This window comes from Chelatococcus sp. KU-N122 (genome assembly GCF_055391085.1).
Genome location: NZ_AP043981.1, coordinates 6050092 through 6063591, shown reverse-complemented (window position 1 = coordinate 6063591; position 13500 = coordinate 6050092). Strand labels below are relative to the sequence as shown.

General features: G+C 68.7%; 12 protein-coding genes. 3 read left to right on the top strand and 9 right to left on the bottom strand.

Annotation, left to right across the window (positions count from 1 at the left end; translation table 11 throughout):
• From ACZ5PO_RS27560 to ACZ5PO_RS27550, 3 genes are all read right to left on the bottom strand, one after another.
• A complete protein-coding gene (locus tag ACZ5PO_RS27560) occupies window positions 1-288 on the bottom strand; it encodes a type II toxin-antitoxin system ParD family antitoxin (protein WP_464185306.1) in 288 nt (95 codons plus the stop codon).
• Between the two features lie 145 nt (window positions 289-433).
• On the bottom strand, window positions 434-1765 hold the full coding sequence (locus ACZ5PO_RS27555) for an RluA family pseudouridine synthase (RefSeq protein WP_464185305.1): 1332 nt from the start codon (window positions 1763-1765) through the stop codon (window positions 434-436).
• A gap of 88 nt (window positions 1766-1853) precedes the next feature.
• The gene (locus ACZ5PO_RS27550; protein WP_464185303.1) at window positions 1854-3860 is read right to left on the bottom strand and encodes an acetoacetate--CoA ligase; all 2007 of its coding nucleotides are present in this window, start codon (window positions 3858-3860) and stop codon (window positions 1854-1856) included.
• Between the two features lie 182 nt (window positions 3861-4042).
• On the opposite strand from ACZ5PO_RS27550, the gene ACZ5PO_RS27545 reads away from it, so the two are divergent.
• Window positions 4043-4651, top strand: coding sequence for an inner membrane-spanning protein YciB (locus tag ACZ5PO_RS27545; protein ID WP_464185302.1), 609 nt, complete (start codon window positions 4043-4045; stop codon window positions 4649-4651).
• A 63-nt stretch (window positions 4652-4714) separates the two neighbouring features.
• On the opposite strand, the gene ACZ5PO_RS27540 is transcribed toward ACZ5PO_RS27545, so the two are convergent.
• Complete coding sequence (locus ACZ5PO_RS27540; RefSeq protein WP_464185301.1) at window positions 4715-6025, bottom strand: replication-associated recombination protein A; 1311 nt, start codon at window positions 6023-6025, stop codon at window positions 4715-4717.
• A gap of 203 nt (window positions 6026-6228) precedes the next feature.
• Between ACZ5PO_RS27540 and ACZ5PO_RS27535 the strand changes: the two genes are divergently transcribed.
• The gene (locus ACZ5PO_RS27535; RefSeq protein WP_464185300.1) at window positions 6229-8481 is read left to right on the top strand and encodes a protein-disulfide reductase DsbD family protein; all 2253 of its coding nucleotides are present in this window, start codon (window positions 6229-6231) and stop codon (window positions 8479-8481) included.
• A 56-nt stretch (window positions 8482-8537) separates the two neighbouring features.
• Complete coding sequence (locus ACZ5PO_RS27530; RefSeq protein ID WP_464185299.1) at window positions 8538-9188, top strand: redoxin domain-containing protein; 651 nt, start codon at window positions 8538-8540, stop codon at window positions 9186-9188.
• 13 nt (window positions 9189-9201) lie between these two features.
• Here the strand turns inward: ACZ5PO_RS27530 and ACZ5PO_RS27525 are convergent, their stop codons facing one another.
• The 5 genes from ACZ5PO_RS27525 to rpsM form a co-directional block, all read right to left on the bottom strand.
• Window positions 9202-10677, bottom strand: a complete 1476-nt coding sequence (locus ACZ5PO_RS27525) for a Do family serine endopeptidase (RefSeq protein WP_464185297.1) — start codon at window positions 10675-10677, stop codon at window positions 9202-9204.
• A gap of 212 nt (window positions 10678-10889) precedes the next feature.
• Window positions 10890-11294 (bottom strand): 50S ribosomal protein L17, encoded by a 405-nt coding sequence (rplQ, locus tag ACZ5PO_RS27520; protein WP_464185296.1) that lies wholly within the window; start codon window positions 11292-11294, stop codon window positions 10890-10892.
• 138 nt (window positions 11295-11432) lie between these two features.
• Window positions 11433-12458 carry a DNA-directed RNA polymerase subunit alpha gene (locus ACZ5PO_RS27515; RefSeq protein ID WP_464185295.1) on the bottom strand — a complete coding sequence of 342 codons (1026 nt, stop codon included), beginning with the start codon at window positions 12456-12458 and terminating at the stop codon, window positions 11433-11435.
• An 81-nt stretch (window positions 12459-12539) separates the two neighbouring features.
• The gene (rpsK, locus tag ACZ5PO_RS27510) at window positions 12540-12929 is read right to left on the bottom strand and encodes a 30S ribosomal protein S11 (RefSeq protein WP_188608606.1); all 390 of its coding nucleotides are present in this window, start codon (window positions 12927-12929) and stop codon (window positions 12540-12542) included.
• A 159-nt stretch (window positions 12930-13088) separates the two neighbouring features.
• Window positions 13089-13457, bottom strand: a complete 369-nt coding sequence (gene rpsM, locus ACZ5PO_RS27505) for a 30S ribosomal protein S13 (RefSeq protein WP_464185293.1) — start codon at window positions 13455-13457, stop codon at window positions 13089-13091.
• Window positions 13458-13500 lie beyond the last annotated feature (43 nt).

Sequence of the window (13500 nt, the reverse complement as noted above, 5' to 3'; positions counted from 1 at the left end):
CTAGCTGCGCGCCGGCTTGATCGCCTCTTCCGATAACGCCTCGAGGTGGCCCGTCAATGCCGCAGCCGAGTCGAACGTGCGAAATCGGCCTTCGTCGACGTCGGCGATACCTGACCGAGCCGCCTCGCGCAGCAACTCGAGCTTCAGGGCATTCTGCTCCTCACGCTCTTCGAGCAGCCTAAGGCCCTCGCGTAGCACTTCGCTCGCATTCTGATAGCGGCCTGAGCTCACCATCGCCTCGATGATCGTCTCATGGTGATCGGTCAGCACCACGTTGCGGGTCGGCATGACGACAATGCATCCAGAAGCCCTGACGGCACTCATGCTAGCGTCGCTGGCAGATAATGCCAATAGAGGCCGACGTGGCAGACGCAGGCCCAAAAAAGTAACGACGCCCCGGATGGGCAGACGTGCCGGCAGTGCGTCCTGCCGGCTACTCGTCCGGCGAATCGACGATCGGATCGTAGCGGCCGGCGTCGAAGCCCAGCAGGTTCCAGGTCTGCGCCATGTGCGGCGGCAGCGGCGCGGTCACGTCGACGGGCTCGCCGGTGCGCGGATGCGGGATGACGATGCGGCGTGCCAGAAGGTGCAGCTTCTTCTGGATGCCGCCGGGCAGCTCCCAGTTCTCGATATCGAAGTACTTGGGATCGCCGACGATCGGATGGCCCATGTGGGCGGTGTGGACGCGCAGTTGGTGGGTGCGTCCCGTCACCGGCTTCAGCGATAGCCAGGCGAGCTTCTGGGCCGAATTGTCGACGAGCGTGTAATAGGTGACGGCGTGGCTGGCGCCCTCGTCGCCGTGGCGGGCGACGCCCATGCGCGACTCGCCCTCCTCGCCGTCCTCCTTGGCCACATAGGTCGAGATCCGGCCCTGCTTGACGCGCGGTACGCCGGCGACCAGGGCCCAGTAGATCTTGCGCGCCGCGCGCGAGCGGAAGCTCTTGGCCAGCGTCGCGGCGGCGAGCCTCGTCTTGGCGATGACCAAGCAGCCGGCGGTGTCCTTGTCGAGCCGGTGCACCAGGCGCGGCTTCTGCCCATCCTTGTCGCGCAGGGCCTCCAGCATGCCGTCCACATGCCGCCGCGTGCCGGAGCCCCCCTGCACCGCGAGGCCCATGGGCTTGTTCAGCACCATGATGTCGCGATCCTCGTAGAGCACCAGCGACTTGAGGAAGGCCGCGTCGCCGTCGTCCTGGGCCGGCGTGCGACCGGTCGGCCGCGGCGCCGCGAGCTTCAGGGGCGGAATGCGGACCTTCTGGCCGGCTTCCAGCCGGTCGCTGGGCTTCACCCGGCCGCCGTCGACGCGCAGCTCGCCCTTGCGCACGATGCGCTGGATGTGGGTGAAGGCGAGTTGGGGAAAGCGCGCCACCAGGAAGCGGTCGAGCCGCATGCCCGCCTCGTCCGGCGCCACGGAGAGCGTCTGCACGCCGCTGGCCAAGGTCTCGGCCGTCTGCGCCTTCACCACCGCCCGCGGCGGAAGCGAGCTGCGCGCAGGCGCCGTGCGGCCGGACGAGCGGCCCGTGCCTGCCGTGCTCTGCGCGGCCGCAGCCACGCCACGCTCGTCCTCGCGCCGGTTGATGCCCCCGCCCCTGCGCCCCCGCGGCGGCGGCTCGGCCGCACTGGACCGGTCGCTGAGCGTGGGCCTCCCCGCCGCCGGCTTCGTCTTGCCGGCGCCAGCCCGCAACCGGCCGCTCGCAGCCTTCGGGGCTGCGCCTGGGCCGGAGGCGCGCGGCGGCCTCGAGCCGCTTCGTCCGCCCGCGCGTGTCATGAAAAGCTCCTCATCATCAGCAGTCCGCCACAGGGCAATGGGCCCGGGCAGCGATCATCGTTCATTGGACCGGGCCCGGGGGCCGGTCTCACGCCGTGGCGGCAGGTTGCGCCGCGGCGGCCCGGTCGGCCGCAAATGCGACGTACCAGTCGAGGCTCGTCGGGTTGGCCATGGCGTCGCGGTTGGCGATGCCCGATGCCGCGTGGCCCAGCAGCAGCTTCTTGATCGGCACCTCGAGCTTCTTGCCCGACAGCGTATAGGGCACGGCCGGCGCCTCGACGATCGCGTTCGGCACGTGGCGCGCCGACAGCGCCTGGCGGATGCGCGCGTTGATCGCGTCGCGCAGCCTGTCGTCGAGCGCCACACCTTCACGCAGGACGACGAACAGGTAGAGGAAGGACTCGCGGCCGAGAAACTCGAGATCGACCACCAGGCTGTCGGCGACCTCGGGAAACTCGTCGACCAGGCGGTAGAATTCGCTGGTTCCCATGCGGATGCCGTGCCGGTTGATGGTCGCATCCGAGCGGCCGTAGATGATGGCGCCGCCACGCGGCGTGATCTTGATCCAGTCGCCGTGCCGCCACACGCCCGGGAAGACGTCGAAGTAGCTCTCGCGATAGCGCCGGTCGCCCGCATCGTTCCAGAAGCGCAGCGGCATGGAGGGCACCGGCTCGGTGCAGACCAGCTCGCCCACCTCCCCGATCACCGGATGACCGCTGTCGTCGAAGGCCTCGACCTTATGGCCGAGGGCGCGGCATTGCATCTCGCCGGAATAGACCGGCAGGATCGGCGTGCCGCAGATGAAGGCGCCGGCAAAATCGGTGCCGCCGGAGATCGGCGACAGCCAGATGTCGTTGCGCACATCGCCGTAGATCCATTCGTAGGCTTCGGCCGACAGGGGCGAACCCGTGGACGACAGGGCCCGCAGGCTGCTCAGATCGGCGAGCTCGTTGGGCTTCAGGCCGGCCTTGGCGCAGCCGGCGTAATAGGCGGCGCCGGCGCCGAAGACGGTAACCCCGGCCTGCTCGATGAATGTCCAGAGCACGCCCAGATCGGGATAGCTCGGGTTGCCGTCATAGATGGCGATCGAGGCGCCGGCGGCGAGCGCCGCCACCTGCGCGTTCCACATGATCCAGCCCGAGCTCGTGTACCATTGCGCCGTATCGTCGGGCCCGAGATCGCAGTGCAGGGCCTGCATCGCCACCATTTCCAGGGTGACGCCGGCATGGCCGTGAACGATCGGCTTCGGCAGTCCCGTCGTGCCGGAGGAATAGACCACCCAGAGCGGATGGTCGGCTGCGACCGGCAGGATCGCCAGCGGCGCGCTGCCCGCCGCCATGGCGTTCCAGTCACGCGCCCCCGGAAAGAGCGCGTGGTCCACGGCCGGCTCCAGCCGCGGCAGGATGACGACCGCTTCCAGGCTCGGCAGCTCGCGGACGATGCCGGCGACCATGGCGCCGCGGGCGAAGGGCTTGCCGGCGTAGCGGTAACCGTCGGCGGCGATCAGCACCTTCGGCTCGATCTGCTTGAAGCGGTCGAGGACCGCGCTCTCGCCCATGTCGGACGAGCACAGCGACCAGATGGCGCCGAGGCTCGCCACCGCCAGAAAGCTGATGATGGTCTCCGGGATGTTGGGCATGATGGCGACCACTCGGTCGCCCGGCCCGACGCCGAGCTCGCGGAGCGACGCGGCCATGGCCGCCACTTTGGCCCGCAGCTCGCCCCAGGAGATTTCGGCCAACGGCGCGCCCTCGGAGGCGTAGACGATGGCGCGGTGGGACGGCTCGTCGGCGCGATGGCGCAGAACCTGGTCGACATAGTTGAGGCGCGCGCCCTCGAACCAGCGCGCCCCGGGCATCTCACGGCTCGACAGCACGCTGTCGTAGCGGCGCTCGGCCTTGATGTCGAAGTGATCCCAGACGCTCGCCCAGAACGTCTCCAGATTGTCGACCGACCATTCCCACAGGCTCTGGTAATCGCTGAAGGTCAGCCCCTGGTGCTCGGCCAGCCACGCCATGTAACGGGTGATCCGCGCCCGTTCGATGTAAGTCGCGGTGGGCGCCCACAGGAGCTTGCCTTCGCTCAAACCGGCCATCCAATGTCCCTCCGGGGCTGTGCGATCGTCGGCGCGAACGGGACCACCCGTTGCATTTGGCCCCGCCGCGCTCATCTCGTGTCTAGCATCCCTGCGGCCCTGGTGCAGCAGCCGCCGTCCCGGCTCATGGCGCTGCCTCAATAGGGTGCGAACGTCGGGCTTGCCGCGCGAGAGGACTGCCGATGGCGACCGCCCTTGCCGAATTGTTCGGCGATTTCCTATCGACCATCATCTTCCTGGTCGTGTTCGGTGTGAGCGGCGACATCATCCTCGCCACCACCCTGGCCATTGGCGCGGCCGTCCTCCAGTTCGCCTGGATGCGCGCCAAAGGCCGGGCGATCAACCTTATGCAATGGTTGAGCATCGGGCTGGTTCTGGCTCTGGGTGCGGCCACCTTGATCACCAAGGACAGCCGATTCGTCATGTTCAAGCCGAGCATCGGGCATTTCGCGGTCGGCGCCGTCATGCTCCGGCGCGGCTGGATGGGCCGCTACCTGCCGCCGCTGGCGCGCGACAATCTCGATCCGGCGGTGATCGACGCCTCCGGCTATGCGTGGGCGGCACTGATGTTCGCGCTGGGGCTGATCAACATCGCCATCGCGCTCACCGGCGACATGCGCCTGTGGGCCTTCTACATCACCTTCATCGCCGTCGGCGCCAAGATCCTCGCCGGGCTGGTCAATTACGTCGTGCTACGGACCTTGGCGGCTCGCTCGATACGCGCGAAGGCCCGGGCAGGCACGTCGGCCGCCGCCGCGGCCGACAAGTCGTCCGCGCCAGAGGCGCTTTGATCGAGCAGACCGCGGGCCAAGAGTGAGACAGGCGGCGGCATTGTTCGATGCGGGACCGACAAGCTAATCCTGACGGCGCTCCCGCCGCAGCTTCTCCCAGTACTCCAGGCGTTTGGCGATCTCGCGTTCGAAGCCGCGGGGCGCCGGCTCGTAGAAGTGCTGGCGGCCCAGTTGCTCCGGCCAGTAGTCCTGCCCCGAGAAGGCGTCCGGCGCATCGTGGTCGTAGGCGTAATCGGAGCCGTAGCCTTCCGCCTTCATCAGCTTGGTCGGCGCGTTGAGGATGGTCTTGGGCGGCGCCAGCGAGCCGGCCGCCTTCGCCGTCCGCATCGCCGCGCCGAAGGCCCGGTAGGCGGCGTTCGACTTCGGCGCCGTGGCGAGATAGATGGCGGCTTGCGCCAGCGCCAGCTCGCCCTCCGGCGAGCCCAGGAAATCGTAGGCGTCCTTGGCGGCATTGGCGACGACGAGGGCTTGGGGATCGGCCAGGCCGATGTCCTCCACGGCCATACGCACCAGCCGGCGCGCCACGAACAGCGGGTCTTCCCCCGCATCCAGCATGCGCGCCAGGTAATAGAGCGCTGCGTCGGGGTCGGAGCCCCGCACCGTCTTATGCAGGGCCGAGATCAGGTTGTAGTGGCCGTCCTGTGTCTTGTCGTAGATCGGTGCCCGCCGCTGAACGATCTCTTGCAGGTGCTCCACGTCGAACACCTCGCCGGGGCGCGCGGCGCGCCAGACCTCTTCCGCCAAGGTCAATGCGGCACGGCCGTCGCCGTCCGCCATGCGCACCAGCGAGGCCCTCGCCTCGGGCTCGAGCGGCAGCGCCTTTGCTTCGATTCGTTCGGCCCTTAGCAGCAGATCCTGAACCGCCTCCTCACCGAGCGGCTTGAACACCATGACGCGAGCCCGCGACAGCAAAGCGGCGTTGAGCTCGAACGACGGATTCTCGGTGGTGGCGCCGATCAGCGTGATGGTGCCGTCCTCCATCACCGGCAGGAAGGCGTCGAGCTGGGCCCGGTTGAAGCGATGAATCTCGTCGACGAAGAGCAGCGTCCCCTGACCGGTGGAGCGACGCCCGCGGGCGATCTCGAACACCTTCTTGAGGTCGGCGACGCCGGAGAAGATGGCCGAGATCTGCTCGAACTTGAGCTGCGTCTCGCCGGCGAGCAGCCGCGCGACGGTCGTCTTGCCGGTCCCTGGTGGCCCCCAGAAGATCAGCGAGCCGAGCGAGCCGGAGGCGAGCAGGCGGGTGATCGCCCCGTCCGGCCCGACCAGATGGTCCTGGCCAGCGACCTCGCCGAGCCGGGCCGGCCGCAGCCGGTCGGCGAGCGGACGCGGCGCCTCCCGCTCCAGCCCGGCGGCGGCAAAGAGATTACTCATCGTCCAATTCCCCGCGCCCATCGCCCCCGCCGGAGCGAAACGACGTGAACTTGTTTGCCTCCGGGATTATGTAACGATCGCCGGATGGATTACGAATTGTGATCGCTGCCGCACGCCGGAGGGCGGGCGCCGGCGGTGCGCCCTATTGCAGCCGCGAAGGCGCGCTTAAGCAAGACGGGGCCGTCCGAGGTGCAGGAGATCGAATGCCGGATGATCGAATGACGCGCGCCTGGCCGGTCCGGACATCCCTTGTCGCGGCACTGCTCGTCGTGCTCGGCCTGTTCGCGGCGCCCGCGCTGGCGGCCGGCAAGCGCAGCGACCTGGTCAAGGCCGATCTCCTGGCGGAGCCAGCTGCGGTTCAGGCCGGTCAGCCCTTCTGGGTGGCCCTGCGCCTGCGCATGAAGGAACACTGGCACACCTACTGGCGCAACCCTGGCGATTCCGGCCTGCCGACCGAGATCAAGTGGACGCTGCCGGCCGGCTTCACCGCGGGCGAGATCGTCTGGCCGGCGCCGGCGCGCATCCCGGTCGGCCCGCTCGTCAATTTCGGCTACGACGGCGAAGCCGTTCTGCTCACGCAGATCACGCCGCCCAAGGAGCTGGCGGCACCCGGCCCGATCGCGCTCAAGGCCGATGCCACGTGGCTCGTCTGCGAGAAGGAGTGCGTGCCGGGCGATGCGCAATTGTCGCTCGACCTGCCCGTCGCGCCAAACGCCGGTTCTGCCGCGGCGAACCCGAGCAATGCCACGCTGTTTGCGGCGGCCCGCGCCGCGCTGCCGGCGCCCGCCCCCGGCAAGGCCACCTTCGAGGCGACGGATCAGGCGATCACGCTGAAGCTCGATCGCGTCGGCGATGCTGGCGCCACCGTCGCATCGGCCTATTTCTTCCCCGCCGACGACACGCTGATCGACAACGCCGCCGAGCAGACCCTCAACCGGCAGGGCGACGGCCTGTCGCTGAGCATGACCCGCAGCACGCTGGCGAGCGCCGCGCCGACCGCGATCGCCGGCGTCCTCAGCGTGACCGACGGCACCGGGGCAAGCTACGCCTACGCCATCGATACCGGCGGCAAGGCTTCGCCCGCCATGGCGGCCGCCCCTCCCGCCAAGCTGGCGGCGGGGGACCCGCCGCCGCCGGCGACGAGGGCGCCGGGCGGCGGCGAGGCGCTCACGGTGCTGGGCGCTGCCGTGCTGGCGCTGCTGGGCGGCATCGTGCTCAACCTGATGCCCTGCGTCTTCCCGATCCTCTCCATCAAGGTGCTGGCGCTGGCCAACAGCAGCGGCGAGACGCCCGGCCACATGCGTCGGCACGGGCTCGCCTACGGTGCCGGCGTGCTGGCGGCGTTCGCCGCCCTCGCCGGCGTTCTGCTCGCCCTTCGGCAGGCGGGCACGGAGGCGGGCTGGGGCTTCCAGCTGCAATCGCCGATGGTGGTCGCCGCCCTCGCCTACATCATGCTGACCATGGGGCTTGCGCTCTCCGGCGCAATCCATGTCGGCGCGTCCTTCGCCGGCATCGGCGACGACCTGACCCGGCGGGCCGGCCTCTCCGGCTCGTTCTTCACCGGCGTGCTGGCGACGGTCGTGGCAAGCCCCTGCACGGGGCCGTTCATGGGCGCGGCCATCGGCTTCGCGCTGACCCAGTCGGCCGCCACCGCCATGGCCGTGTTCCTGGCCCTGGGTCTGGGGCTCGCCCTGCCCTTCGTGGTGCTGACGTTCTCGCCGGCGCTGCTGCGCCGGCTGCCACGGCCCGGCCTGTGGATGGACCGGCTGAAGCAGGCGCTGGCCTTCCCGCTGTATGCGACGGTTGCCTGGCTGATCTGGGTGCTCAGCCAACAGGTCGGTCCGGCCGGCCTGTTCGCCGCCCTCGGCGGGCTGGTCGTCGTCGCCGTCGCCGTCTGGCTGATCGGCATCGCCGGACTGTCCCGTGGCGGCGCGGCACTGGCGACGCGGGCCGCGGCGCTCGCCGCCATCGCGGCGCTGGCCGGCCTGATCGGAATCGTCGGCGACAACCGGCTCGGCCCGGCGGCCGCGCAGATGCTGGCTCGCGACGGCGGCACCGAGCCCTTCAGCCAGGCACGGCTCGACGAGCTCTTGTCCGAGGGGCGGCCGGTGTTCGTCAACATGACCGCGGCCTGGTGCATCACCTGCATGGTCAACGAGCGCGTGGCCCTGACGACCGAGGCCGTCCGCGGCGCCATGAAGGATCGCAACATCGCCTACCTCAAGGGCGACTGGACCAACCAGAACCCGGAGATCACCCGGGTGCTGGAGCGCTACGGCCGCGGCGGCGTGCCGCTCTATCTGCTCTACACCCGCGGTGCGGAGCCGATCGTGCTGCCACAGGTGCTGACCCCGGCAGGCGTGCTGGCCGAATTTGCGCGCGTGACGACGCGGGCCGCCGAACGGGCTCCCGACAGCCCGTCGGGGACGGCCGCGCCGCCCCGTTCCCTCTTCTGAGTTGCGTAGCGTCTGAGTTGCGTAGCGTCACACCTCACGAACCCGGGAGAATTGCCATGAAGTTTGCATTGCTACCCCGATCGCGCCGTGACCTGCTTGCTTTCTCGGCGCTCGGCCTCGCGGCGATCGGCGCCTCCGCCGCCTATGCGGCCATGCCCGCGGCTGCCGCCAAGGTGGGCCAGACAGCGCCGGCGTTCTCCGCCACCGATTCCAATGGCAAGCCCGTGTCCCTCGCCGATTTCAAGGGCAAGACGGTCGTGCTGGAGTGGTCGAACCACGAGTGCCCGTTCGTGCAGAAGCACTACACGGGCGCCATGCAGGCCTTGCAGAAGAAATGGACCAGCCAGGGCATTGTGTGGCTGACGGTGCTGTCGTCGGCCCCGGGTGAACAGGGCAGCGTCAGCCCGGCCGAGGCCAACAAGCTGACCGTCGAGCGGGGTGCAGCGCCGACCGACGTGCTGATGGACCCCAAGGGGGACCTCGGGCGGCTCTATGGCGCCCGCACCACCCCCGACATGTACGTGATCACGCCGACCGGCACGCTCGCCTATATGGGTGCCATCGACGACAAGCCGTCGACCAACAAGGACGATCTCAAGACCGCCCGCAACTACGTGGACGACGCCTTGGCCGCCGTGACGACCGGCAAGCCGGTCGCCGTGCCGGCGACCCGCTCCTACGGCTGCTCGGTCAAATACTTGTCCTGAGGACGCGGCGTACTCAACCGTTGAGGACGGCCGTGAACACCTGGCCGGCGCGGTTGATGGTGATCTCCCAGTAGCGGGCGCGTTCGCCCAGCGCCCGCTCGAGGTCCTTCGACGATTTGATGGTGTCGCCGTTCACGGCAAGGATGATGTCACCCTTGCGCAGGCCGACGCGCGCCGCGTCCGTATCCTCGGGCACCTCGCTCAGCACCACGCCTTCGCTCGCCGCTTCCAGCGACAACTCTTCCGCCACTGCCGGCGAGAGGTTGACCGCGGTCGCCCCGGCGAAGGGCGAGCGCACCGGCAGTTGCACCGGCTCGCGCGGCCGCGTCTCCGGCGCCGGGCTCAGCTTGACGTTCAGGGTGAGCTTCTGGGTGCCACGCTGCACCGTGAGCGCCGCCGTGCCACCCAGCGGCTTGGTGGCGAGCCGGTAGCCGAAGCCGTCGGGATCCTCGACGGCCTGGCCATCGACAGCGAGGATCAGGTCGCCGCGCTTCAACCCCGCGTCGGTGGCCGGGCCCTTGTCGAACACGCCGGCCACCAGGGCACCCGTCGGCCGGTCGAGCCCCATGCTCTCGGCGATGTCGGCGCTGACAACCTGCAGCTTGGCGCCGAAATACGGCCGCCTCACCGACTTGCCGCCGCTCTTGGCCGACTCCACGACGATCCGGACCATGGTGGCCGGAATAGCGAAACCGATGCCGACGCTGCCGCCGGAACGGGAATAGATGGCCGAGTTGATGCCGACCAGCCGGCCCTGCATGTCGACCAGGGCGCCGCCCGAATTGCCGGGATTGATGGCCGCATCCGTCTGGATGAAGAACTGGTAGTCGCCGATGCCGACCTGGGTGCGCGCCAGGGCCGAGACGATACCCTGCGTCACCGTCTGGCCGACGCCGAACGGATTGCCGATGGCCAGCACCAGGTCGCCGACCTCCAGCGTATCGGAATTGCCGATGGTCATGGCCGGCAGGGCTGGATGGTTGCCCTTGATGCGCAGCACCGCGAGGTCGGTGCGCGGATCGCGCAGCAGGATCTCGACGTCGAACTCGCGCTTGTCGGCGAGCGCAATCTTCACCTCCGTCATGTTCTCAATGACGTGGTGGTTGGTGACGATGATGCCGGACGGGTCGACGATCACGCCCGAGCCCAGCGAGCGCTGCACGCGCTCCTGCGGCACGCCGAAGTCGCCGCCGAAGAAGCGGCGGAAGAAGGGGTCGTCGAAGAACGGGTTCTGCTGGCGGCGCTCGACGCGGGCGCCGTAGACGTTCACCACGGTCGGCGCCACCTGCTTCACCACAGGCGAGAACGACAGCTGGATCTCGCTGCGCGACTGCGGCGCCGTGCGCTCTTGGAGCCCGCGCTCTTGGGCTCCCCGCTCTTGGGCCCCGCGCTCTTGGGCCCCGCGCTCCTGGGCGACGGCAGGCGCCGCCATGACGACGGCGAGCAGAAGGGCCGGAAGGAGCCTGGACTGGATCGTTGATACGGGCATGGGCGCGACCGTCTGATGAGGATCGACTGCATATAGGCCGATGGCGCGCCGCGACAAACCCGCAGGCCGGCATCCGCTGCCCCTTTGCCCGCGGCCCCATGTCTCGGCGTGAGGCATGTCTCGGCGTGAGGCCGGCCGCCTGCGATCCGACCGAGCACGTCCCCGATCCGACGCGCGGATCAGGGCATGCTCAGCGCTTGGATCCGGGACGCTTACGCGGCGTCCTGGGTCGGGCCCGAATCCGCGCCCTTGGCGTCCACGTCACGGTCGACGAACTCGATGACCGCCAGCGGGGCATTGTCGCCGTAGCGGAAGCCCGCCTTCATGATGCGCAGGTAGCCGCCCGGCCGTGCCTGGTAGCGCGGGCCCAGCACGTCGAAGAGCTTCTTGACCATGCCGACGTCGCGGATCTGCGCGATCGCCTGGCGACGCGCATGCAGATCGCCGCGCTTGCCGAGGGTGACCAGCTTCTCGACGACCGGACGCAGGTCCTTGGCCTTGGGCAGCGTGGTCATGATCTGCTCGTGCTTGATCAGCGCGGCCGCCATATTGGCGAACATGGCCTGGCGATGCTCGGACGAGCGGTTGAAACGCCGATGGGCGAAACCGTGACGCATGTGGCTATCTCCTGATTATGCGACCGCCGTGCCACGGTACGGCCGCTCCTTTGTTGTCGCCGGCATAACCGGCGCTTCGAACGGGACCTCCCGTTCGACCTCGTCGCGCGAGGGCGGGCCCTTTTTCGGAGCCGCGCCTCAGTAGTGCTCTTCGAAGCGCTTGGCCAGGTCCTCGATGTTCTCCGGCGGCCAGCCCTGCACTTCCATGCCCAGATGCAGGCCCAGCGTCGCCAGCACTTCCTTGATCTCGTTCAGCGACTTGCGGCCGAAGTTCGGGGTCCGCAGCATCTCGGCCTCGGACTTCTGGATGAGATCCCCGATGTAGACGATGTTGTCGTTCTTCAGGCAGTTGGCCGAGCGAACCGACAGCTCGAGCTCGTCGACCTTCTTGAGCAGCGCCGGATTGAACGGCAGCTGCGGCGCGGCCGAAACGCCCGCCTCCTCGCGCCGCGGCTCCTCGAAGTTGACGAAGATCGCCAGCTGGTCCTGCAGGATGCGCGCGGCATAGGCGACGGCATCCTCGGGCGACAGGCCGCCGTTGGTCTCCACCTCCATGGTCAGCTTGTCGTAGTCGAGGATCTGGCCCTCGCGGGTGTTCTCGACGCGATAGGAGACCTTGCGCACCGGGCTGTAGAGGCTGTCGACCGGGATCAGGCCGATGGGCGCATCCTCCGGCCGGTTGCGCTCGGCCTGGACATAGCCCTTGCCCGTGTTGACCGTGAACTCCATGCGGATCTCAGCTCCGTCATCGAGCGTGCACAGCGGCAGGTCCGGGTTGAGGATCTGAATGTCGCCGACGGCGTTGATGTCGCCGGCCGTCACCTGGCCCGGGCCCTGCTTGCGCAGGGTCATGCGCTTGGGCCCGTCGCCCTGCATCTTGATGGCGACCATCTTGATGTTGAGCACGAGGTCGGTCACGTCCTCGCGCACACCCGGGATGGACGAGAACTCGTGCAACACGCCGTCGATGTGGACCGCGGTCACGGCGGCTCCCTGCAGCGACGACAACAGCACGCGACGCAGCGCATTGCCGAGCGTGAGGCCGAACCCCCGCTCCAGCGGCTCGGCCACGAGCGTCGCGACCGATTTGCGGTGGTCGCTGGCCGTCACCTCGAGCTTGCTCGGCTTGATCAATTCCTGCCAGTTTTTCTGGATCACGAGCACACCTCTGCGGATCTCGGTAGCGCGGCGCCGATGGCGGCGCCGCGAACGACAAAGCTCCGGCCTGGCCGGAGCATCAATAGATCAGACGCGGCGGCGCTTGCGCGGCCGACAGCCGTTGTGGGGGATCGGCGTCACGTCCCGGATCGATGTCACCGTGAAGCCGGCTGCCTGCAGCGCCCTGAGCGCCGACTCGCGACCCGAACCCGGGCCCGACACCTCGACTTCCAGCGTCCGCATGCCGTGCTCGGCCGCCTTGCGCGCAGCATCCTCGGCCGCGACCTGGGCCGCATACGGCGTCGACTTGCGCGAGCCCTTGAAGCCCATCGTTCCGGCCGACGACCAGGAAATGGTGTTGCCCTGCGCGTCGGTGATGGTCACCATGGTGTTGTTGAACGAGGCGTTCACGTGCGCGACGCCGGAGACGATGTTCTTGCGCTCGCGACGGCGGACGCGGGTGGCTTCCTTGGCCATACTCGATAACTTCCTTCAAACGCGCCCGTCGTGCCAGGCGCTCGGGATTGAGACAATCTCCTCGGCGGCAGCCTGCCGCCGTAGGAACGTAATGTAGGCCGGCCGGCAGCCGACCCATGCTCGCAGCTGCGATCAGCGCCTCGGACGCTCGGCTCAGCCTTACTTCTTCTTGCCGGCGATCGGCTTGGCCTTGCCCTTGCGGGTGCGGGCATTGGTGTGGGTGCGCTGGCCGCGGACCGGCAGCTGCCGGCGGTGGCGCAGGCCGCGGTAGCAGCCCAGATCCATGAGCCGCTTGATGTTCATCGAGACTTCACGACGCAGGTCGCCCTCGACGATGTAGTCGCGGTCGATGGTCTCGCGGATCTGCAAGACCTCCTGGTCGGTCAGCTGGTTGACCCGCCGCTCGGCCGGGATACCGACCTTCTCGCAGATCTCCTCGGCCTTCTTGGGACCGATGCCGTGGATATATTGCAGCGCAATGATCGTGCGCTTGTTCGTGGGAATATTGACGCCTGCGATACGAGCCAAGTCCGTCTCCATGTGGCCGGCGGATCAGGTCCGCCGGGCTTGA

What these genes read in the sequence shown, in the direction of transcription:
- rpsK (WP_188608606.1), bottom strand. Translation starts at nt 12,929, where the DNA reads ATGGCCAAGGAAGCCACCCGCGTCCGCCGTCGCGAGCGCAAGAACATC.
- ACZ5PO_RS27555 (WP_464185305.1), bottom strand. Translation starts at nt 1,765, where the DNA reads ATGACACGCGCGGGCGGACGAAGCGGCTCGAGGCCGCCGCGCGCCTCC.
- ACZ5PO_RS27525 (WP_464185297.1), bottom strand. Translation starts at nt 10,677, where the DNA reads ATGCCCGTATCAACGATCCAGTCCAGGCTCCTTCCGGCCCTTCTGCTC.
- ACZ5PO_RS27545 (WP_464185302.1), top strand. Translation starts at nt 4,043, where the DNA reads ATGGCGACCGCCCTTGCCGAATTGTTCGGCGATTTCCTATCGACCATC.
- rplQ (WP_464185296.1), bottom strand. Translation starts at nt 11,294, where the DNA reads ATGCGTCACGGTTTCGCCCATCGGCGTTTCAACCGCTCGTCCGAGCAT.
- ACZ5PO_RS27540 (WP_464185301.1), bottom strand. Translation starts at nt 6,025, where the DNA reads ATGAGTAATCTCTTTGCCGCCGCCGGGCTGGAGCGGGAGGCGCCGCGT.
- ACZ5PO_RS27535 (WP_464185300.1), top strand. Translation starts at nt 6,229, where the DNA reads ATGCCGGATGATCGAATGACGCGCGCCTGGCCGGTCCGGACATCCCTT.
- ACZ5PO_RS27560 (WP_464185306.1), bottom strand. Translation starts at nt 288, where the DNA reads ATGCCGACCCGCAACGTGGTGCTGACCGATCACCATGAGACGATCATC.
- ACZ5PO_RS27530 (WP_464185299.1), top strand. Translation starts at nt 8,538, where the DNA reads ATGAAGTTTGCATTGCTACCCCGATCGCGCCGTGACCTGCTTGCTTTC.
- ACZ5PO_RS27550 (WP_464185303.1), bottom strand. Translation starts at nt 3,860, where the DNA reads ATGGCCGGTTTGAGCGAAGGCAAGCTCCTGTGGGCGCCCACCGCGACT.